General features: G+C 55.9%; 20 protein-coding genes. 14 read left to right on the top strand and 6 right to left on the bottom strand.

What is annotated here, in order from left to right:
* Positions 1 to 85: 85 nt before the first annotated feature.
* The 6 genes from hemG to B0B07_RS03695 all read left to right on the top strand — a co-directional run bounded on the left by hemG (position 86) and on the right by B0B07_RS03695 (position 6,903).
* Positions 86 to 1,483 carry a protoporphyrinogen oxidase gene (hemG, locus tag B0B07_RS03710; RefSeq protein WP_076757004.1) on the top strand — a complete coding sequence of 466 codons (1,398 nt, stop codon included), beginning with the start codon at positions 86 to 88 and terminating at the stop codon, positions 1,481 to 1,483.
* A 13-nt stretch (positions 1,484 to 1,496) separates the two neighbouring features.
* Entirely contained in the window at positions 1,497 to 2,450 is a 954-nt protein-coding gene (locus B0B07_RS03705) for a carbohydrate kinase family protein (RefSeq protein WP_076757003.1), read from the top strand.
* Positions 2,451 to 2,778: 328 nt separating this feature from the next.
* Positions 2,779 to 3,414, top strand: a complete 636-nt coding sequence (locus tag B0B07_RS15105) for a hypothetical protein (protein ID WP_144264281.1) — start codon at positions 2,779 to 2,781, stop codon at positions 3,412 to 3,414.
* A 19-nt stretch (positions 3,415 to 3,433) separates the two neighbouring features.
* Positions 3,434 to 3,673, top strand: coding sequence for a hypothetical protein (locus B0B07_RS15100; RefSeq protein ID WP_144264280.1), 240 nt, complete (start codon positions 3,434 to 3,436; stop codon positions 3,671 to 3,673).
* Positions 3,674 to 3,890: 217 nt separating this feature from the next.
* Entirely contained in the window at positions 3,891 to 5,468 is a 1,578-nt protein-coding gene (locus B0B07_RS03700) for a DUF7309 domain-containing protein (RefSeq protein ID WP_076757002.1), read from the top strand.
* Between the two features lie 106 nt (positions 5,469 to 5,574).
* Complete coding sequence (locus B0B07_RS03695) at positions 5,575 to 6,903, top strand: acetamidase/formamidase family protein (RefSeq protein ID WP_234982237.1); 1,329 nt, start codon at positions 5,575 to 5,577, stop codon at positions 6,901 to 6,903.
* Between the two features lie 44 nt (positions 6,904 to 6,947).
* On the opposite strand, the gene B0B07_RS03690 is transcribed toward B0B07_RS03695, so the two are convergent.
* Positions 6,948 to 7,478 (bottom strand): helix-turn-helix domain-containing protein, encoded by a 531-nt coding sequence (locus tag B0B07_RS03690; protein ID WP_076757001.1) that lies wholly within the window; start codon positions 7,476 to 7,478, stop codon positions 6,948 to 6,950.
* A gap of 104 nt (positions 7,479 to 7,582) precedes the next feature.
* Here B0B07_RS03690 and B0B07_RS03685 point away from each other — a divergent pair, with 104 nt between their 5' ends.
* Both B0B07_RS03685 and B0B07_RS03680 read left to right on the top strand, forming a co-directional pair.
* Positions 7,583 to 8,908 carry an MFS transporter gene (locus tag B0B07_RS03685; protein ID WP_076757000.1) on the top strand — a complete coding sequence of 442 codons (1,326 nt, stop codon included), beginning with the start codon at positions 7,583 to 7,585 and terminating at the stop codon, positions 8,906 to 8,908.
* A gap of 31 nt (positions 8,909 to 8,939) precedes the next feature.
* Positions 8,940 to 9,935 (top strand): ornithine cyclodeaminase family protein, encoded by a 996-nt coding sequence (locus B0B07_RS03680; protein ID WP_076756999.1) that lies wholly within the window; start codon positions 8,940 to 8,942, stop codon positions 9,933 to 9,935.
* 112 nt (positions 9,936 to 10,047) lie between these two features.
* On the opposite strand, the gene B0B07_RS03675 is transcribed toward B0B07_RS03680, so the two are convergent.
* The 5 genes from B0B07_RS03675 to B0B07_RS03655 form a co-directional block, all read right to left on the bottom strand.
* Positions 10,048 to 10,770 carry an amino acid ABC transporter ATP-binding protein gene (locus B0B07_RS03675; protein WP_076756998.1) on the bottom strand — a complete coding sequence of 241 codons (723 nt, stop codon included), beginning with the start codon at positions 10,768 to 10,770 and terminating at the stop codon, positions 10,048 to 10,050.
* Entirely contained in the window at positions 10,757 to 11,422 is a 666-nt protein-coding gene (locus tag B0B07_RS03670) for an amino acid ABC transporter permease (RefSeq protein ID WP_076756997.1), read from the bottom strand. Before B0B07_RS03670 ends, B0B07_RS03675 begins: the two co-directional genes overlap by 14 nt.
* Before the next feature lie 90 nt (positions 11,423 to 11,512).
* Positions 11,513 to 12,301: an ABC transporter substrate-binding protein gene (locus tag B0B07_RS03665; protein WP_076756996.1), complete on the bottom strand. Its 789-nt coding sequence runs from the start codon at positions 12,299 to 12,301 to the stop codon at positions 11,513 to 11,515.
* A 128-nt stretch (positions 12,302 to 12,429) separates the two neighbouring features.
* On the bottom strand, positions 12,430 to 13,305 hold the full coding sequence (locus B0B07_RS03660; RefSeq protein WP_076756995.1) for a putative RNA methyltransferase: 876 nt from the start codon (positions 13,303 to 13,305) through the stop codon (positions 12,430 to 12,432).
* 25 nt (positions 13,306 to 13,330) lie between these two features.
* The gene (locus tag B0B07_RS03655; protein ID WP_076756994.1) at positions 13,331 to 13,696 is read right to left on the bottom strand and encodes a PH domain-containing protein; all 366 of its coding nucleotides are present in this window, start codon (positions 13,694 to 13,696) and stop codon (positions 13,331 to 13,333) included.
* Positions 13,697 to 13,864: 168 nt separating this feature from the next.
* Here B0B07_RS03655 and B0B07_RS03650 point away from each other — a divergent pair, with 168 nt between their 5' ends.
* The 6 genes from B0B07_RS03650 to B0B07_RS03625 all read left to right on the top strand — a co-directional run bounded on the left by B0B07_RS03650 (position 13,865) and on the right by B0B07_RS03625 (position 19,972).
* Positions 13,865 to 14,935 carry an ABC transporter permease gene (locus B0B07_RS03650; RefSeq protein WP_076756993.1) on the top strand — a complete coding sequence of 357 codons (1,071 nt, stop codon included), beginning with the start codon at positions 13,865 to 13,867 and terminating at the stop codon, positions 14,933 to 14,935.
* The gene (locus B0B07_RS03645) at positions 14,932 to 15,681 is read left to right on the top strand and encodes an ABC transporter ATP-binding protein (RefSeq protein WP_076756992.1); all 750 of its coding nucleotides are present in this window, start codon (positions 14,932 to 14,934) and stop codon (positions 15,679 to 15,681) included. The genes B0B07_RS03650 and B0B07_RS03645 overlap by 4 nt, the downstream gene beginning before the upstream one ends.
* Positions 15,671 to 16,117 carry a DUF4385 domain-containing protein gene (locus tag B0B07_RS03640; RefSeq protein WP_076756991.1) on the top strand — a complete coding sequence of 149 codons (447 nt, stop codon included), beginning with the start codon at positions 15,671 to 15,673 and terminating at the stop codon, positions 16,115 to 16,117. The genes B0B07_RS03645 and B0B07_RS03640 overlap by 11 nt, the downstream gene beginning before the upstream one ends.
* A 76-nt stretch (positions 16,118 to 16,193) precedes the next feature.
* Entirely contained in the window at positions 16,194 to 16,706 is a 513-nt protein-coding gene (locus B0B07_RS03635; RefSeq protein WP_144264279.1) for a DUF3231 family protein, read from the top strand.
* A 167-nt stretch (positions 16,707 to 16,873) separates the two neighbouring features.
* On the top strand, positions 16,874 to 17,320 hold the full coding sequence (locus B0B07_RS03630; RefSeq protein ID WP_076756989.1) for a MarR family winged helix-turn-helix transcriptional regulator: 447 nt from the start codon (positions 16,874 to 16,876) through the stop codon (positions 17,318 to 17,320).
* Positions 17,321 to 17,323: 3 nt separating this feature from the next.
* Complete coding sequence (locus tag B0B07_RS03625) at positions 17,324 to 19,972, top strand: MMPL family transporter (RefSeq protein ID WP_076756988.1); 2,649 nt, start codon at positions 17,324 to 17,326, stop codon at positions 19,970 to 19,972.
* The last annotated feature ends 18 nt before the right edge of the window (positions 19,973 to 19,990 follow it).

Genomic DNA, 19,990 nt, shown 5'->3' with positions numbered 1-19,990 from the left:
TGACGGAAGCGATGGACGCTCGCAAATCGGGCAGAAAACAGTGTACACTTGCCTTAGTTGAAAGTGCCCAAAGGAGCGAATTCACATGAAAAAGGTTTTAGTGGTCGGCGGGGGCATCACCGGGCTGTCTGCAGCGCACCGGCTTCAGCGGCTGGCGGCAGAATCGGCAGAGGACATCAAGATTACGCTGATCGAGTCCGAGGACCGGCTCGGAGGCAAAATCCGCACGCTGCAGGAAGACGGATTCATCATGGAAACAGGAGCGGATTCGATTGTCACCCGCCATGAGGGGATCCGGACACTGGTGGATGAGCTCGGTCTCGGTGACCGGATCGTCCATAATGCAACCGGCATTTCCTATCTGTACAGGGACGGCCGGCTGCATGCCATCCCCGCGGACACGGTGTTCGGCATCCCGATGAGCGAAGAGTCGCTTATGAACTCGACGCTCATCTCCGAAGAAGGGAAGCGGGCTGCCTTGAAAGACTTTGAGACGTCAGATCATGAGTTCACGCGGGACAGCCCGGTCGGGGCGTTCCTCCGCGAGTTTCTCGGGGACGAGCTCGTCGAGCGGCAGGTTGCGCCGGTTCTATCCGGAGTGTATTCGGGCTCGATCGATTCGCTGACGCTCGGATCGACGCTCCCGTATTTGCTTGAATACAAGAACGGATACGGGAGTATCATCAAGGGACTCGGTGCCAACCGAGCAAAGTTCGAGGCCCAGTCCAACAAGAAGTTCCTGTCATTCGACGGCGGCCTGTCGGTTCTTATCGATGCGCTTGAAGAAGCGATGCCGGACGTGGAATTTTTGAAAGGGACACGGGCGGAGCATCTTCAGAAAACGGATGCAGGATACGAGCTTGAGACCGCAGGGGCAGGAACACTGCAGGCCGATGCAGTCATCCTCGCCCTGCCGGACGGGCAGGTCCGCCGGATCCTCGGGGAAGGAGCGCCGGAGCCGCTGTTCGGAAAGTTCATGAACGCATCCATCCTGACGATGTATCTCGGGTACGACCTGCCGGATGCCGAGCTTCCCGCCGACGGGACCGGGTTCATCACAGCCGGTGACGGACAGGTCGTCTGCAATGCATGTACCTGGACAAGCCGGAAATGGACCCATACTTCGCCCGATGGACGGCTGCTCGTCCGGCTGTTCTATAAAAACTCCAACCCGAAATTCGGGGACATCAAGGAAATGGACCGGAAGTCACTCATCGCCCTTGCGCGCCGGGACCTGGAAAAGACCCTTGGCGTCACCGACGAACCGGTTGTTGTGGAAGTGACGCCATGGTATGGGCTCATGCCGAAATACGGGCTCGGACACCGGGCGGCCGTCGATGAGCTTGAACACCTGCTTCACAGAAAATATCCGGGGGTCCGGGTCGCCGGGGCCGCCTTCCATGGGGTCGGTATCGGCCTCTGCATCGAGGACGGGCGTGGGCAGGCGGAGACTGTCTATAAAGAGTTCATCAAGAAGCAGTAAGAGGGGGAAGGAAATGGTGAAGGTACTCTCAGTCGGGGAGTTGCTGATCGACTTCACGCCGTACGGGTTATCGGACAAGGGGGATCCGTTGTTCGAGCAGAATGCGGGTGGCGCGCCGGCAAATGTCGCCGCGATGTTCGCGCGTCTCGGGGGAGACGTTTCGATGGCGGCCAAGGTCGGTGATGATGCATTCGGTGAATCGCTCGTCCGGACACTCCGGGAAGCGGGCGTTGACACTGCCCCAATCAGGCGTACAAATGAAGCCAATACGACACTCGCGTTTGTCCACCTCGACGAAGGCGGGGACCGGTCGTTCAGCTTTTACCGGAAGCCCGGTGCGGACGCATTGCTCCGGGAGGAAGAGATCCCGGATGCACTGATTGCAGGCGCGGGGCTCATCCATGCGGGTTCCGTTTCAATGACGAAAGAGCCGGTATGCAGTGCGACTTTGTCCGTCATCCGCCGGGCTGCGGCAATGGGGAAGCCGGTGTCGTTCGACCCGAACATCCGGGAAAGCCTGATCGAAGACAGGGAAAAGCTGCTGCGGGATATCCGTGACATTCTCCCGTCCGTGACTTATCTGAAAGTGGCGGAAGAGGAGCTTGAGTGGATTGCGGGCGAGCCGGATGAAGAGACGGCCTGCACCTTCCTGCGGAAGGAATACGGCATTCCGGTCATCGTCTCCACAAAAGGCGCACGCGGCAGCGCCTGTTACTCGGAGGACGGGTGTGCGGAGGCCCCCGGATTCGAAGTGACGCCGGTCGATACGACAGGGGCGGGAGATGCCTTCTGGGGTGCATTTCTCCATAAGGTGATCGGTTCAGGCGCAGGCGGAAAGACACCGGAACCCGGTCAGCTTGAACGCTGGCTGCGCTTCGCCAATGCGGCGGGCGCCCTCGCCACGACAAAACGGGGCGGGATTCCGGCGCTGCCGGACAAGCGGGCAATTGAAATGCTCATGAGTTGATCTGGCCGGTCTCCATTGCGGGGACCGGCTTTTTTTATCGGTCCTGCAATAAGTAATATTCCGCCCTTCCCGTCGAGCGAAATCACGAAATTCAAGCGGAGAGCCAACTATACTCAGTGATTTTCCTATGAAAATAACAACGTCGCTGGGTTTCCCCCAGGGGCGAAGTCAGAGGGGATGAGGGATTCATGGGCGGGTTTTTCATTTCTGTGTTTTCATTAAAAAATGTTAAAGATGTTTACATATGTTTAAATTAATGTTATAGTTTTAAATAATTTTACAGTTTAAGGGGAAGTAAAATTGAAAAATGTAAGAAAGGTGTTTTTTGTTGCTTTTTTCCGCAACATTAACTTTTACGTTATTTATCGGTAATGCTTCAATGTCATCTGCAAGTACATTAGACGAAGGAATTAATTCAGGATTAGCAGAGGGCGAAATGGTTGTTGATACATTTACTGAATTGATTCCTGATAATGAAGTAATAGGAGAAGAGATATTTTTAGAAGAAGATTCAGATGAAGTTTTAAAAGAAGATTTAGGTGGAGGTAATTTAATCACTCCTTTTGAAAGAAGAAAAGGATGGTACGGTGTTTCTTCTACTTATCAAGGATTAACATATGGATCATGGCTTTTTGCTGGCGCTTCTACAATAAGTGGTGGAAGGTTAACTGCTTCTCATACTAAAACTGTAGCTAATAGATATTCAGGAACCTTGAAAATACCAATTAAATCGCTAGAAAGTGTAGTTGGTTTTGATACTACTAAATCATGGTCTCAAACGGTTGGATATGTATCTGATAGTTATCCGAATGGAAGATATCGCTTGGAGTACAGACATGTTTATAAGAAATATAAAGTTAAACAGGAACAAAAGTATGATAGACGAGCACCAGTAGTTTATGATACAAAGTATGTGTATCCGCAAAAATGGGTAGAGCGTCAGTATAGAGTCGTTAAATTCTAAATAGAAAAGAGTAATGAATATGAATAAAGGAATAATGGGGGCTATATTTTTATTAATAGCCACCATATTTTACTCAGTTAGATATATTTGCGCTTCAATAGGTCTATCAAATAGTGATACATGGACTTTAGAGGAGTTTAATGTAATTCTTGAGAACGTACCAAATAACTTATTAATTTTCAGCATTGTTTTTTTATTAGTAGGATTGATATTTATCATATGGGAGCTTTGGGATTTGAAAAACAAAAATGAAAATTAAATTATTTTTGTTTGAGGATAGGCCGAAACCCGTTTGAATGTTGTGTCGCGAAAAGAAATTAAGATATAAGAGATACGAGAGATATTCTCGTGTCTTTTTTGTTTTGTGTTATGGCTCGCGATCGGTCGGCACGTATTATGCCTCCGGCTTCTGTTTGTGCCGGCATGATCCGGCCGGTACAATGAAACCAACTTGATTTGTCTTGGAGGTCGACCAGATGATTTACGAATTGGAGATTAGGCTCGGTGCTGAACCATCGGTGATCGGAAAGCTGGAGGTTGAACCTGGGATCACGTTTGGGGACCTGCATTTTGTACTGCAGGAAGCGTTCAACAAAGAAACATCCCATGTGCACGGGTTCTTTGTGAGAACAAGGGACGGCGAGGGTACGGCTGCACACATCGGTCCGGGTCCTCGGTCAGGATCAGATATGCCCGTGCCGGAAATCGATGAAGCGGCTGCCGTTGTCGGTGACTGGCTGAAGAGGCCGGGGGATGAGGTGCTGTATGTGCACGACCTCGAAGCAGGCCCGGAGCACCGGATCCGGCTGCAGTCCGTTAAGGAAGCCGGTCATGCAGGACTGGACCCGCGCGGCATGCAAAGCGGGGAAATGCCTGCGGAAGAATACGCCCGCCCGCTGACGGATGACGGAAGCGGTTGCCGGCTACCCGGCGCCCCTGCTTCGGCAGCGGATAAGGTACCCGGAGGAGCGGACGATCTCATGACCGGCGGTGAACCCGGTGCATGGCTCGTCGGAGACGGTTCCGAACAACTCGGGGGTGACTGGGATCCTGAATATGTGCGTGCTGTATGGACGGATCTCCTTACCCGGGCAAAGGAAACCGCCGAGAAGAAGCCCTGGCAGCAACTTAACAGCCGCCAGCTGATCGCGGTGGAGGATCCGATGCTCGACGAGCCGGTGTTCGTGTCGGTTCTCGGCTCGGAAGGAGAGGAGTTCGGAATCGTCGTTTATTATGGCTGGGAAGGCTATGCCTACTTGAAGAAGAAGTTCGACGGGACGCGTTCGGAGGATGAGGAGTTCTACGGGATGACCGGAGCGGCCGTCTATTTCGAAGACCGGGGCAACCTCACAAAGGATGATTACCGGCTGATCAAGGACTTGGGCTACTCCTTCCGCGGGAAGAAGCAGTGGCCGGTGTTCCGGAATTTTGAACCCGGTTATGTTCCCTGTCTTCCCGGTCTGGAAGAGGCCGGGCTACTCGCGAACATCCTGCTGGCAGTCGACACCGTTGTTCAGATCCGGCAGGCCGGAAACGAAATCCCGGAATTCCGGGAAGGCGGACAGATGCTGGCATTCATGGAGACGGAAGACGGCATGATGGCACCGGAATATATTGATAGACCGAAGCTGGCGCCGGAGCCCCCGGTACCGCTCATGCTCGGTGAAGAAGAGCTGATGGAACTGAAGGAAATGCCGACCGGGACAGCCGCCTGCGAATATGACTTGTTCCGGAATCCTGAGGCGATGGCGGAAGTCGCAGGCGATCGTCCGTTTTACCCGTTGATTTCTCTGTCCGGGGATGCGGATACCGGAGCCTTGAACGGTTACGATCTGCTTCCGTCGCCGCAGATGGCGATGCTCGCACAGTCCGCGTTTGCCGGGACCATCGGCAAGAACGGCATCCTTCCGGGTGAAGTTTACCTGACCGAACCGGTCGCGGCCTGTCTGAAGCCGCTCACCGATGAGCTCGGCCTGAAGGTGAAGGTGGTTCAGCGGCTTGGCCATATGGATCGGCTGAAGCGCGAAGTGCTGGCCGGGCTTTGCCGGTCATGAGGAAATGGCAGGAGCGGTCCTTTACGGTTCCGCTCTTTTTTGCGTTCAGGCACCGGTATGATAGGATTGAATGAGTAGTCTGAAAGTTTGAGAGGAGATGGGAGAAATGGTCCAAAAGTCAAAGATGACCGGAGAGGCGAAGGAACTGCTTTTGGTCAATGAGTACATCGACGGGGTGCTGGATCCCCAGAAGCCGATGCTCGGTCCGGTGAAGGACGGCGGCCATATCGTGGCGCATACGGCACCGGGGTGCTGGGGGCCGATGATTACGCCATGCATCAAGGGCGGCCATGAAGTGACCAAGCCGGTGTATGTCGAGGGGGCGGAAGTCGGGGATGCGATCGCCATCGAGATCAAGTCCGTGGAAGTGACCTCCCGCGCAACGGCATCGGGCAATGACAAGCCTGTCGAAGGGCGTTTCCTTGGGGATCCTTTCGTGGCCGTGAAGTGCCCGGGCTGCGGGACGCTGTATCCGCAGACGGTGATTGAGGGGATCGGACAGGACTCGATCCGCTGCGCGGAATGCGGGGAGAACGTCACGCCGTTTGAGTTTACGAACGGCTATACGATGGCCTTCGATGAACACGGGGAAGTCGGAGTGACGCTTTCGAAACAAGCGGCCGAGGAAGTGGCGCGCAGCGGCCGGGAGTGGATGAACACACCGGACAACTCGGTGCAGAATCCGATTGTCACGTTTGCCCCGCACGACCTGGTCGGGGTCATGGCCAGGACACGCCCGTTTCTCGGCCAGCTTGGCACGACACCTTCCAGACCGACGCCGGATTCCCACAACGCGGGTGATTTCGGTTCGTTCCTCGTCGGGGCGCCGCATGAGTATGCATGCACGGATGAGGAGCTGGAGACGCATCGGACCGACGGCCATATGGACATCAACCGGGTCCGTGCCGGCGCCGTTCTCGTTTGCCCGGTGAAGGTGCCGGGCGGAGGCGTATACCTTGGAGACATGCACGCGATGCAGGGGGACGGTGAAATTGCGGGCCATACGACGGATGTGGCAGGGGTTGTCCACCTCCGTGTCCGCGTCCTGAAGGGGGCCGGGCTCGCAGGCCCTGTCCTGTTCCCGAACGCGGAAGACCTTCCGTACACGGCAAAGCCGTTTACAGACGCGGAACGGCGCGCAGCGGAGAAGGTGGCCGCCCGCTGGAATGTTCAGCAGCTTGAGGAGTCGCTTCCGGTTTCATTCGTCGGCACAGGACCGACTTTGAATGACGCGACCGGCAACGGCATGCAGCGCGCATCGGACGCATTCGCCGTTTCGGTCGAGGAAATCATGAACCGGGCGACCATCACGGGCGCCATCGAAATCGGCCGCCATCCTGGAGTGGTGACGGTCACGTTCCTGGCTCCGGTGGATTATTTGAAGAAAGCCGGGCTGTATGAGCTGGCAGCGGGACAATATCGGAAGGAATCATGAGGAACGGGCCGGATGCTTGAGGGCATCCGGCCCGTTTTTCATTTTCACGTATCCGAACTCACACAGAGGAATGTCACAGGCGCGCCAAACCGGTTGTACCAGTAGTGGGGCTTGCCGGCATCATAGAAAAGGGATTCGCCGGATGCCAATTCATGGAGACCTCCATCGGCTTCCACCGTCAGCCTGCCATCGAGTACAAAGACGAATTCCTGGCCCGCATGCATGATCGGCTTTCCTCCGTTTTCCCCCGGTTTCAGGGTGACGCGCATCGGCATGAAGTCGGGTGCGGGGAAGCCTTTCGCCAGGTTCTGGTAATGGATGCCGTACGAGGCGATCCGCTCAACCATATCCGGCCCGTTTCCATGGCTGGTCTCTTCTTCTGCGAAAAAGTCACCGGGGCTCACCCGGAGCGCGACGGCGATTTTCTTGAGCGACTCAAGCGTGGCGGACGAGACGCCGCGTTCGAGCTGGGAAAGGAAGCTGATGGAGAAGCCGGTGAGGCCCGCCACATCCTTCAAGGTCATTTTCCGGTCCTTCCGGATCTGTTTGATGCGTTCTCCGAGTTTCATGGTCATATGCATTCGTCCTTCGAAGCCAGTTGACAGAATATTAGTGCCGATATTATGATGGTAGCACAATTGAAGTGGTGCTTCAATTGAAGGGGATTGGGGGAAATCCAATGGAAAAGAAAGATATGAGGCGTGTGCTCATCGCGAGCCTTGTGGGGAGTTCGATCGAGTGGTTCGATTACTTCCTGTACGGGACCGTCGCCGCGCTTGTATTCAACACGATGTTTTTCGTCGCGGAAGATCCGTCGATCGGACTCATCCTGGCCTATGCATCGTTTGCACTGTCATTCTTCATCCGGCCGCTCGGCGGTGTGATCTTCAGCCATATCGGCGACCGGATCGGCCGGAAGAAAACACTTGTCCTGACGCTCAGCCTGATGGGGATCGCAACATTCGGGATGGGCCTCCTGCCGACTTACTATGCAATCGGCATATGGGCACCGATCCTGCTCATTACATTGAGGCTGATCCAGGGACTCGGAATCGGCGGCGAATGGGGCGGTGCGATGCTGCTTGCGGTCGAATATGCGCCGCCCGAGAAGCGGGGCTTCTTCGGTTCCGTCCCGCAGATGGGCGTCACCATCGGAATGGTGCTCGGTACGCTGGCGCTGTCCATCATGACGCTTCTTCCTGAAGACGCTTTCATGAGCTGGGGCTGGCGCGTGCCGTTCCTTCTGAGTGCACTGCTTGTGCTGTTCGGTCTCTGGATCCGGAAAGGCATCGAAGAAACGCCGTCTTTCAGGGAAGTCCAGGCAAAGGGGACCATCCCGAAAGTGCCGGTCGTCGACACATTCAAGTACCACTGGCGTGAAGTGCTCATCGCCGTCGGAGCCAAGGTCGTCGAGACGGCGCCGTTCTACATCTTCGGGACGTTCGTCGTGTCCTATGCGACGACCAATGTCGGGCACTCCAGCAATGAAGTGCTGATGGCGGTCATGGTGGCGACGATCATTACGACGATCCTCATCCCGGTCATGGGCCGTCTTTCGGACAAAGTCGGGCGCAAGCCGCTTTATGTGTACGGTGCAATCGCAATGGCGCTTTATGCCTTCCCGTACTTCTGGATGCTCCATCAGGGCTCCAACCTGATGATGTTCATGGCGACGATCATCGGACTCGGCATCATCTGGGCACCGATCACGGCCGTGCTCGGGACGATGTTCTCGGAGATCTTCTCGGCGGAAGTCCGCTATACGGGAATCTCGCTCGGCTACCAGATTGGGGCGGCACTTGCAGGCGGAACGGCCCCGCTCATCGCGGCGGCACTGCTTCTGAAGTTCAACAACTCCTATGTTCCGGTGGCTCTTTACATCATCTTCACGGCCGTCATCTCGCTGATCGCCATCTGGGCGGTGCGCGACCGGAAGGATCAGCACCTCGATGAGCCGGTTGTGGAAGATACCGCCGTGCCGGTCCGGGAAAAGGAGTTCGTTTAACGCACAACAGTTATAAAAGGTGGTTTTTGCTTTGATTACGATGAATGAACAGCAGATCATGGATTTTTACGGCATGGACGAGGCCATCCGGGACGTGGAGGGTGTTCTACATTCGCTCGCTGCCGGAAAGGTTGAAAACCCGATCCGGACAGTGATCGAATTTCCGGACCGGAGTGCATCGGTTCTTTATATGCCATGCGCAGATCTGGCAGACGGGATTGCGACGAACAAAACCGTCACGATCTTCCCCGAAAATCCGCAGTCGAACGGATTGCCGACAACACAGGGGGTCGTGCTCGTGACGGATGCGACGGACGGACGCCACCTCGCCATGCTCAATGCCTCCTATCTGACGAGGCTGCGGACAGGTGCAATGAGCGGCATCGCGACCAGGCATCTTTCAAGAGAGGATGCTTCGGTACTCTGTGTGATCGGCACCGGCGGCATGGCCTATGAACAAGCGCTTGGAGTGCTCGCCGTGCGGAATATCCGGGAGATCCTCCTCTTCAATCCGACCGAATCGAAGGCGAAGGCATTCGGTGGGCGGCTCCGGACGGAAGGACGGATCAGTGATGAAGTGAAGCTGGAAATCGTCCGGGACGTGAACGAGGCGGTGGAGCGTGCGGACATCATCAACTGTGCGACACGATCTGAAACGCCGGTGTTCGAGGGGACGGCGATCCGGCCGGGAACACATGTGAACGGGGTCGGGTCCTATCTTCCGCATATGCGGGAAGTGGACGTTGAATTCATCAGCCGCTGCTCAAAGATTGTGGTGGACGATCTTCATGGCGTGACCGAGGAAGCCGGTGAACTCATCCATGCGGACCGGGAAACCGGCTGGTCGTTCGATGACCTCCACGGAGAGCTTGTCCATCTGGTGACCGGAGAAGTGCCGGGCAGGGAGAGCGGGGAAGAAATCACATTCTTCAAATGTGTCGGAGCCGCATACTACGACCTTGCCGTTTCGAAGGGTGTTTACCGGAAGGCGGAAAAGGAACGCCGGGGCGTGCAGGCCGACGTTTGATGGGCAATGACCGGGCACATGCGTCTTCTGTTGGTTGAAATCGTTGCTCGCATAGAAAGAACGAAAAACGGGACGTCCCTGGCAAGCCGGACATCCCGTTTTTGCGTATTTGTCAGAGTACCTTCTCCAGAAAATCCTTCGCCCGGCTCGTTTTTGGCGCGGAGAAGAACGTGTCCGGCCGGCCTTCCTCGATGAGGACGCCCTGGTCAAGAAACAGCACCCGGTCGGCAACTTCTCGGGCGAAGCCCATTTCATGGGTGACGACGACCATCGTCATGCCGCTTTTGGCAAGGTCCTTCATGACGTCGAGCACTTCCTTGACCATTTCGGGATCAAGGGCTGACGTCGGCTCGTCGAACAGCATGAGCCTCGGCTCCATTGCGAGTGCGCGGGCGATCGCGACACGCTGTTTTTGTCCGCCGGAAAGGCTGGACGGATACGCACCGGCCTTGTCACTGAGGCCCACCCGCCTGAGAAGCTTCTGTGCCTGTTCTTCCGCTTGTGCTTTCCCAAAGCCTTTCACCTTCATCGGTGCATACGTCAGGTTTCCGAGGACAGTGAGGTGGGGGAACAGGTGAAAGTGCTGGAACACCATGCCGATCTCCTGCCGTGCGGCCCGGATATCGGCATTTTTCGAGGTGAGATCGCGGCCGCTGATCCTGATCGTTCCCCGGGTCGGCTGCTCCAGCAGATTGAGGCAGCGGAGAAATGTGGATTTCCCCGAACCGGACGGCCCGATGACCGCCACGACTTCACCCGGCTTCACGTCCGTCGAGATCCCTTTCAACACTTCAAGGTTTCCAAATGACTTTACGAGTCCATCAACGTATATCACTGGCTTTCAGCCTCCTTTCGATCCGGCGTCCGATGAGCGTGAGGATCATGACGAGGATCCAGTAGATCAACCCGACGAACAGGAGCGGCTCAAACTGGCGGTACATGCTGGCGCCGACAACCTGCGCGCGCCGCATGAGATCGAGGTAGCCGATCGTCGAGACGAGTGCGGATTCCTTTGTCAGGGTGATCACTTCGTTCATGAGGGCGGGCAGGATGTTCTTGAACGCCTGGGGCAGGATGATGTCTTTCATCATGGCACGGTAAGGGATGCCAAGCGCCTGGGCGGCTTCCACCTGGCCTTTGTCCACGGCCTGGATGCCGGCACGGATGATTTCCGAGATGTAGGCGGCCGAGTTCAGCCCGAATGCCGCAATGGCTGACAGAAAGGGCGTGATGTCATAGCCGGTCAGCTGAGGTACGGCAAAATAGATGAGCATAAGCTGCAGGATGAGCGGTGTTCCCCTGAAGACTGACGTATAGGCAATGGCGAACGCCCGGAGCGGAACGGGTCCGCTGATCTTGAAAAGGGCCAGAAGCGTCCCGAGCAGTGCACCGATGAGAAGTGCAACGAATACAAATTTCAACGTGACCCAGATTCCTTCGAGCATATACGGGATATAAGGGGTCATCTGCGAGAAATCGAGGTTCATGGGAAGGTTCACTCATTTCATTCGTTCCGGGTGCCGGAACTTGATGCATGATTGGGGGCAGCCGATGAACCGGCAGCCTGGACGGAAAAGTCATTCCTGATCGGAAAGCCACTTGTCTTTCAATTTCTGGAGCGTGCCATCTTTCTCCATTTCGGCGAGCACTTTGTTGACGTCGTCGACGAGGTCGCTGTCTTTTGGAAATGCGACGGCCATCCCCGGAGAGCTGGTGGTCGGATCATCGAATCCACCCAGGCCCTGCTCTTTCACATGGCCGTCTGCCACCGATTTGTCCATATAGGCAGTGTCGATCCGTCCGGTCTTCAGTTCCTGTATGAGCAGGATCGAGTTGTCGAGTGACTTGATTTCAAAGTCGATTCCTTCAGTCTCCTTCAGCCGCTTGGCACCGTCTTCCTGGATGGTGCCGAGCTGGACGCCGACCGTCTTGCCTTCCAGGTCTTCGATCGACTTGAGGTCCGAGTCTTTTTCCGTGACAAAGAACTCACCGGAACGGTTGTATTCGGTCGAGAAGTCGACGTTCTGCTTACGCTCATCGGTTGCACTCATTCCGGAGAGGACCATATCCACCCGCCCGGTCTGGAGGGCACCGATGAGACCGTCGAACTTCATATCGTTGATCTCGAGTGTATAGCCAAGCTCATCCGCAATATGATTGGCGAGGTCGATGTCAAAGCCGACTTCCTTGCCCTCCGCGTTGCGGGATTCAAAGGGCGGGAAATCCGCCGAGGTCCCCATCTTCAGGACTTTCGTTTCGTCGGCTGATGCGGAACCTTCGTCCGGTTCGCCGGCGCCGCACGCTGCGAGGAGAAATGTCATCGAAGCGAGGGAAGCGAATACAATGGCCTTTGTTTTATTGAACATGCATAAAACCTCCGTTTGATGTATATTTATACGATAATGCTTATTATAATTCGATATCCGACTGATGTAAAGATGCTTTTTGTGAAATGAAAAAAGCACCCGTTCCCTTGTTGGGGAATCCGGGCGCTTCAGAAATCCTGCATTTCGGCCGTGCCGATCAATACATCGAGCTCGATGGTGATGACCGGCTCCTCACGGTCGAGGAATTGTTCAATCTTATTCCGGTCACCCGTCCATCCGAGGGGAGTCATGGTGACGAGATCCTTCAGCATGTCTTGGGCGATCTCTGCCTGATAGCGGAGCGGAATGGTTTCTTCAAGGCGGAAATGGCGGCTGAACAGACCGACGGTTTCTTCGTTTGAGTACTCGGAACGTCCGTCTTCTCCGTGGGCAGCTTCCCTGAGTTCCTTCAGATAGCCCGCAGCGGGAATGACTTTAATGAGTTTTCCGCCGGGGGCGAGCATCCGCCTGAACTCCGAATAGTTCGAAGGGGAGAGGATGTTCAGGATGGCCGTTGTCTGACGGTCAGCGAACGGGGAGGCTGCGAGATCGCCGACGATCCAGGCGCAGTCCGGGTAATCTCGCGCCGCCAGGCGGACACCCTCCTTAGCGATATCCAGGCCGGCAGCCTTCAGGGAAGGACCGCAGATTTTGCGCAGTTCGTTCAGGTGGGACCCTTCGCCGCAGCCGATGTCGGCGGCCAGGCCTGCCCGGCCGTCGAACAGGCTGGTCAACAGCTCCGCCATGGTTTGGTGAAGCGGTGTATAAAGGGCGGATTCTGTGATGATCCGGCGGCGCGCCAGAAACAGTTCCTTCGAATAGGAGGCGGCAGGCGAGCGGGACAGCATATTCACATAGCCCTGCTTGGCGATGTCAAATGAATGGCGGTTGGTGCAGACAAGCGACGGATGTTCATCGACCGAGACGGAGCTTCCGCATACGGGGCAGCGGAGGGCGTCCGTAATCACGGCGAGGCGTCCGGCGCCCGTGGCTCGTTTGTTCATCAAATGGCTCCTTTGATCAATATCCTCATAGAATGGCTGATGCGATGATCTTGTCGAGCTTGCGTATGTCGACTCCGCGTCCGAGGTTGATCTTCATCCGGCCGGTTCGCGTCCACAATTCGATTTCCGCATTGAGGTCGAGGCGTCCGGCATTTTCGGTCGAGTACATATCGATCGACTTGAACGGGATCGAATAGACTTCCACCTTTTTTCCCGTGATCCCCTGCTTGTCCGCGATGATGAACCGTTTGTTTGTGACGACGGCCACATCACGGACGGTCTTGTAAGCGATCTGTGCCTCTTCGCCGTCGATGAACAAATCCCCGATGCCTTCCGGTACAGGCACTTCCTGTGAAAATGTCCATGCCAGCATGGTGTGCAGATCTGCCATTTCAATTCCCCCCTTCCCTTTCATTCAGTCTTATTATTCCATAGAAAGGCGGTTCTGTCTTACCGGTCAGACGGTTCACTTGAAACATTGTTGTCACAATCATGGATTCAAACCGTACACACATAGGGTATGAAAGAAAAAGGTACATAGAAGAGGAGAGTGGGGTCAATGTTTCTCGCATGGCGGGAGATCAAGCAGAACAAGCTGAGGTTCGCCCTTATTACGGCAGTGCTGTTGCTCGTATCGTTTCTCGTGTTTTTCCTGTCGGGGCTTGCGAGCGGACTTGCCGGGCTGAACCGGGAAGCCGTCGATAAATGGCAGTCGGACACCATCTATCTGACCGAGGAGTCGGACAAGAGCCTGAACCAATCGATGATGACGGCTGAAAAGGCGGATGAAGTGGAAGGTGGCGAGACGGCCGTGCTCGCCGAGATGAACCTGATCGCAGACAATGGCGAGGCAAAAAACGGAGTGGCCTTGTTCGGAATCCGGCCGGATGAATTTATCATGCCAAAAGTGACCGAAGGCAAACCGTTCAAGGACGAAAACGAGGTCATCGCGTCAGATTACCTGAGGGATGAAGGATTTTCGGTCGGTGATGAACTGTCACTTTCCTCCACGGATGAAAAGTTGACGATCACCGGGTTCACAGACAAGTCAAGGTTCAATGCTGCACCGGTGCTTTTCATGGACCTGCCGGATTTCCAGAAGATCAAATTCGGCCAGGCTGCAGAACAGATGGAAGAAGGAGAGGAAACCGTCAATGCGGTGGTCGTAAAGGGCGGTTCGGGGGAACAGGTCCCGGATGAACTTGAGAAAATCGAGACCGAGACGTTCATCAAGAACTTGCCCGGCTACACGGAGCAAAACCTTACACTGACGCTCATGATCTACTTCCTGTTCGCCATATCGGCAGCGGTCGTGGCGATTTTCCTATACGTCCTCACCGTCCAGAAAATCGGCATGTTCGGTGTCATGAAGGCGCAGGGAATCTCGAGCGGCTACCTCGCCTGGTCGGTCATTGCGCAGACGTTCATCCTTGCCCTGATCGGTGTCCTGATCGGGTTTGGACTGACGATCGGCGTCGGCCAGTTCCTGCCGAACGCTGTCCCGGTGACATTCGACTACGGCCTGATGGCAGTCTATGGGGCTGTGCTCGTCGCGGTCGCCGTGCTCGGTGCGCTCGTATCCGTATGGACGATTGTCAAAATAGATCCGCTGGAGGCGATTTCGGGATGACGGACCATGTGCTGCAATTAAAAGAAGTGACGAAGACGTTCGGCTCCGGAAGGACCGAGGTACAGGCACTGAAAGAAACGACGCTCGAAGTCGCACGCGGGGAAGTGATTGCGATCATCGGCCCGTCAGGCTCGGGCAAATCCACACTGCTGACCATCGCCGGCGGGCTTCAGACGCCATCCGGCGGAGAAGTCCACATTGCCGGCGAGCGGATCACGGATCTGAACGAAAAGCGCCGTTCGCGCGTGCGGCTCGATCATGTGGGGTTCATCCTCCAGGCATCGAATCTAGTGCCGTTCCTCACGGTTTCCGAACAGCTCAGGCTGTTGGATAAAGTGAAGAAGGGCAATATGTCGGCCGCCGAACGGGACGGCCTGTTTGAAGAACTCGGGATTGAAGAGCTGACGGGAAAATACCCGGGTGATCTGTCAGGCGGGGAACGGCAGCGGGTCGCCATCGCAAAGGCACTGTACAGCAATCCGTCGCTGCTGCTCGCGGATGAACCGACGGCATCACTTGACTCCGACAGGGCTTTTGAAGTGATGGGCCTCCTGAAAAGCGCTGCGGTGAAGAAAGACGCCGCCACCATTGTCGTGACACACGATACCCGGCTGACGGACTATGTGGATAAAGTTTATAAGATGGTCGACGGCACGCTCCGTCTCGAGGAAGAAAAGGAGGCCGAGCGTCTGCCTGACGAACGGACAGAGTTTCTCGAACCGGAGGAGGAACGGGATGGCGTTTGACTACGGCCTCAATTTTGACGCGATTGATTTCCGGAAGCGCCCGGATCAGTACCGGGTCGGCATGGGCGAGCAGGGCGTGTTGCTTGTCGAGCCGTATAAAAGCGAAATATTGCCCCTATGGCGTTTCCGGACGCCCGACGTTGCGAGGGAGTCGGCGGAAGCGATCTATGGGAAGTTTGAAGAATACCGCAGGGCGGATGATTTCGTCGGAATGGACATGGCCAGGAAGTTCATCCAGATGGGGTACACCCGTGCCCGGCGGTACGCCAATCACCGGGGCGGCAGGAAATACCGTGAAGACGGCAGCGAGCACGAGCGTACCGAGGACCCCGTGAAGGCGGAATCTGCAGCGATTTTCAAGGAATACTGGGACCGGATCCGTGCGGACAGCGACTATCTCCTCCGGAAGCGTGCACATCAGAAGAAATACGGCTGACAGATTTTTGGTATAAAGACCCCACAGCTTCCGCATACTGTTCCTGACCACGAGATCAGGAATGGAGGAAATGAAAATGGGCGTTATGAGCGGCAATCCGAAAAACGAACCGCTGCATTACGGAGAAGTCATCGGCATCTGGGCCTACGTTGCGGCCAACAATGGTTTGATTAGTATGTACGAGTCGTTCGTCAACCATGCAGGCGACAAGGACCTGGTCACGGCACTTGAAGACCAGATCAAGATGATGAAAAACGAAAATACGACGATCGAAAAGGTATTGAAGGAGAACGGGGTCAACCCGCCGCCGACCCTTCCGTCCCGGGGCAAAGCCTCTGCGGAGGAAGTTCCGCAAGGTGCCCGGTTCATGGATCCTGAAATCGCCGCAATCATGGCAGCCAACGCGGGCCAGGGACTTGTTTCCTGCAGCCAGGTGCTCGGCCAATGCTTCCGCGAAGACGTTGCGATGCACTTCATGAAGTTCCACGCTGATCGAGCTTCTGCAGGCGGACAATTGCTCCGCCTCACGAAAGAAAAAGGCTGGCTCATCATGCCGCCGCTTCACCAGCAGAACAAACAGGAAAGCTGACACATCCGGCATCCCCGAACTGGGGGATGCCGGTTTTTAGATTGAGAGGAGGACTCGGTAGTAGCGAATAAAATCCACTCCCTCTGATATCCAATGCCCATCCAAATCCATTGACAATAAATCGTCCACCCCCTAAACTATTAAATTAGTTGAGGGGGTGGACGATTTTGCAGGAGAAGCTCAGGGAAGCAATCGGATTATTTGAGGAAGTGATGATTTACGGGGCGGAGCATGTGCTGCGTTCCGTAGATGTGGATATCTGGAGGGAGTATTCGCCTGAACAGATCCAGGCGCTGAAAATTCTCTCGGCGTCCGGACCGATGTCGAACGGGCAGCTCGCGTCCATGCAGGGAGTACATAAAAGTGCCGTCTCCTCCCGTCTGAAGAAACTGGAGGAGAAAGGGCTCGTCAGCTCAGTGCGGGACCCTGCAGATCAGCGGGCAAAGCTGATTGCCGTCACCGGGATCGGACTGGAGCTGTTGAGAAAATCCGACACGGCCATCTATGAGAGTGTGGAGGGCCTGTTCAACGATGAAATCTCCGAGGAAGAACTCGACGCGTTCATCCATACGTTCCGCAAGCTGAAAGACATTTTGAGATTTAAGGAGTTGTAAGCTTTGAAGAAAGTGCTTAAATTCCGCTGGCCGATATTCATCGTGCTCGCCGTTCTGACTGTCGTGTTGTTTGTTCTTGCACCGGATCTGGCGAAACAGGCAGAAGATGCGGGCTCGTTCCAGCTCCCGTCCGATGCAGATTCCCAGAAGGCGGCTGATATCCTCGAGAAGGCGGGTGCGTCGGATGAGACCATCTCGCTCGTTTATCCGCTTGAAGAAAAGGCGGATGAACGAACGAAACAGGAGATATCCAAGACTGCATCCGATATCAAGGCGATCGGCAAGCCGGTGACGGGCGTGCTCGATCCGTTTGAAAACGAAGAGATGGAGAAGCAGCTCGTTTCGGAAGACGGAAAGACGGTCCTCCTCCCGATTACAGTCGACGGGGCGGATGAGGAAATTGTCGAACTTGCCGATCGGGTCAAGTCGGACATCGTTCCAAAAGACCGGAAAGTGTATATGACAGGGGAAGCCATCATCAACAATGATGTGAACCTGAGTGCACAGGAAGGGCTAAAAAAGACGGAGCTGATTACGATCGGTCTCATTTTCGGCCTGCTCCTGATCGTGTTCCGGTCCCCGATCACGCCGCTCATCCCGCTTCTGGCGGTCGGAATGACCTATCTGCTCAGCCAGTCGCTAGTCGCATTTTTCGTCGACTGGTTCGGTTTCCCGGTGTCCAATTACACACAAATCTTCCTCGTGGCGATTTTGTTCGGCCTCGGGACGGATTACTGCATCCTGCTGCTCAGCCGTTATAAAGAAGAGCTGCTGGAAGGCCATGATGTAGAGGATGCCATCGTCAATACGTACAGAACGGCGGGCCGGACCCTGTTCATCTCCGCAGCCGCGGTGTTCATCGGCTTTGCGGCAATCGGGTTTGCACAGTTTCCGATCTTCAAGTCGGCCGTCGCGGTCGCTGTCGGAATCGCAACGCTGCTCCTGATCCTGACGACGGTCGTCCCGCTGTTCATGATGCTGCTCAAAGATAAACTGTTCTGGCCGGCGAAGGGCAGCGCGTCCCACAAAGACAGCAAATTGTGGATCCGCATGAGCGGTCTGTCGGTCATGCGGCCGCTCCTGTCGATGGCGGTGGTGGCCATCATCACCATCCCGCTCTTGCTGACCTATGACAATGACCTGTCATTCAAGACGGTTGACGAAGTCGACAGCAGCCGGGAATCGGTGATGGGGCTGAACCGGATTTCCGACGCGTTCGGCGAAGGGGATTCCCTGCCGGTCGGCGTCATCCTGAAGAAAGACGGAAAGATCACGGATGAAGACACGGTCCCGTATCTCGAGCGGATCAGCGAGGACCTTGAAAAGGTGAAGGGCGTCAAGGATGTCCGGACCATCACCCGTCCGACGGGCGAACCGATCGAGGATCTGTATGCGGACCGCCAGATCGGCCTCATGGCGGACGGTCTGGAAGACGCGATCGACGGGATTGCCCAGGTGCAGGACGGCCTCGGGCAGGCGAAGTCCGGACTTGACAAGATGGCATCCGGGATCCCTTCGGGCGGCACAGACGCCGGTGCCGGCCTCGGCCAGGCGGCTTCCGGCCTTGGCCAGATCAATGACCAGCTGGCCAGGATCAGCGGCGGACTCAGACAGGGCATGCCGGCCGCACAGGCTGCCGGTGCGCTTGACACACTCGGAGGCGAACTTGGGAACATCCAGGCCGGCCTGAACGGTGCCGCCGGTCAGATGCAGACGGCCGGCGGCCAGATGGGCCAGCTCTCCGGAGGCCTCGGCAAGCTGTCCGACGGCATCGGTTCCGCCGAGAAGGGTCTCGGAGAGATTTCGGGCGGTCTGAGCGACCTCGCCGGCATGATGCAGGATATGGGTGATTCGAAGCAGATCCGTGAAACGGGCGTTTTCATTCCCAAAGACACTCTCGAAAACGACGACTTCGCTCAGGTGCTCGAACGCTACACGATCGATGAAGAATCCGGGATCCTCCTGGAGGTGATTCTCGACGAAGATCCGTATTCCCGTGAAGCGATCGGAACCGTTGATGAAATCAAAGCTTCCGTGGAAAAATCGGTGATCGGCACGCCGTTCGAAGACGCGGATGTCTATTTTGACGGCATCTCGGTCATGAACGCCGATCTGGACGACATTTCGTCGTCGGACTTCAGCCGTACGGTGACGATCATGCTCGTCGGCTTGTTCATCGTGCTGTTCATCCTGTTCCGCTCGGCGATCATGCCGCTCTACATGATCGGCTCCCTACTCCTGACGTATTACACGTCGGTGTCCGTCACCGAGCTGATTTTCGTGAACGGTCTCGGCTATGACGGTATCAGCTGGGCGGTTCCGTTCTTCGGATTCATCATGCTCATCGCGCTCGGGGTCGACTACTCCATTTTCCTGCTCGACCGCTTCCGCGAAGAGAGCATCAACCGCCTCAACACGCGGGATGCCCTGAAAAAGTCGATGGCCAAAATGGGGACGGTCATCATCACGGCGGCTGTCATCCTCGCCGGCACATTCGGCGCGATGATGCCGTCCGGCGTGCTCAGTCTCGTGCAGATCGCCACAATCGTCATCACCGGCCTCCTGCTCTACGGGCTCATCATCCTGCCGCTTCTCATTCCGGCGATCACCGTATCGTTCGGCCGCGGCGTCTGGTGGCCGTTCAGAGGCTGACGTCTTAAGAAGCTGGAC

This window comes from Edaphobacillus lindanitolerans, from assembly GCF_900156305.1.
In the GTDB taxonomy this organism is placed as follows: Bacteria; Bacillota; Bacilli; order Bacillales_A; family Planococcaceae; genus Bhargavaea; species Bhargavaea lindanitolerans.
This window is presented reverse-complemented; position numbering and strand designations above follow the sequence as displayed.

Bases quoted from the DNA above. Each gene is read 5' to 3' on its own strand.
- hemG (WP_076757004.1), top strand. From the start codon at position 86: ATGAAAAAGGTTTTAGTGGTCGGCGGGGGCATCACCGGGCTGTCTGCA.
- B0B07_RS03705 (WP_076757003.1), top strand. From the start codon at position 1,497: ATGGTGAAGGTACTCTCAGTCGGGGAGTTGCTGATCGACTTCACGCCG.
- B0B07_RS15100 (WP_144264280.1), top strand. From the start codon at position 3,434: ATGAATAAAGGAATAATGGGGGCTATATTTTTATTAATAGCCACCATA.
- B0B07_RS03700 (WP_076757002.1), top strand. From the start codon at position 3,891: ATGATTTACGAATTGGAGATTAGGCTCGGTGCTGAACCATCGGTGATC.
- B0B07_RS03695 (WP_234982237.1), top strand. From the start codon at position 5,575: ATGGTCCAAAAGTCAAAGATGACCGGAGAGGCGAAGGAACTGCTTTTG.
- B0B07_RS03690 (WP_076757001.1), bottom strand. From the start codon at position 7,478: ATGACCATGAAACTCGGAGAACGCATCAAACAGATCCGGAAGGACCGG.
- B0B07_RS03685 (WP_076757000.1), top strand. From the start codon at position 7,583: ATGGAAAAGAAAGATATGAGGCGTGTGCTCATCGCGAGCCTTGTGGGG.
- B0B07_RS03670 (WP_076756997.1), bottom strand. From the start codon at position 11,422: ATGAACCTCGATTTCTCGCAGATGACCCCTTATATCCCGTATATGCTC.
- B0B07_RS03665 (WP_076756996.1), bottom strand. From the start codon at position 12,301: ATGTTCAATAAAACAAAGGCCATTGTATTCGCTTCCCTCGCTTCGATG.
- B0B07_RS03660 (WP_076756995.1), bottom strand. From the start codon at position 13,305: ATGAACAAACGAGCCACGGGCGCCGGACGCCTCGCCGTGATTACGGAC.
- B0B07_RS03655 (WP_076756994.1), bottom strand. From the start codon at position 13,696: ATGGCAGATCTGCACACCATGCTGGCATGGACATTTTCACAGGAAGTG.
- B0B07_RS03650 (WP_076756993.1), top strand. From the start codon at position 13,865: ATGTTTCTCGCATGGCGGGAGATCAAGCAGAACAAGCTGAGGTTCGCC.
- B0B07_RS03645 (WP_076756992.1), top strand. From the start codon at position 14,932: ATGACGGACCATGTGCTGCAATTAAAAGAAGTGACGAAGACGTTCGGC.
- B0B07_RS03640 (WP_076756991.1), top strand. From the start codon at position 15,671: ATGGCGTTTGACTACGGCCTCAATTTTGACGCGATTGATTTCCGGAAG.
- B0B07_RS03635 (WP_144264279.1), top strand. From the start codon at position 16,194: ATGGGCGTTATGAGCGGCAATCCGAAAAACGAACCGCTGCATTACGGA.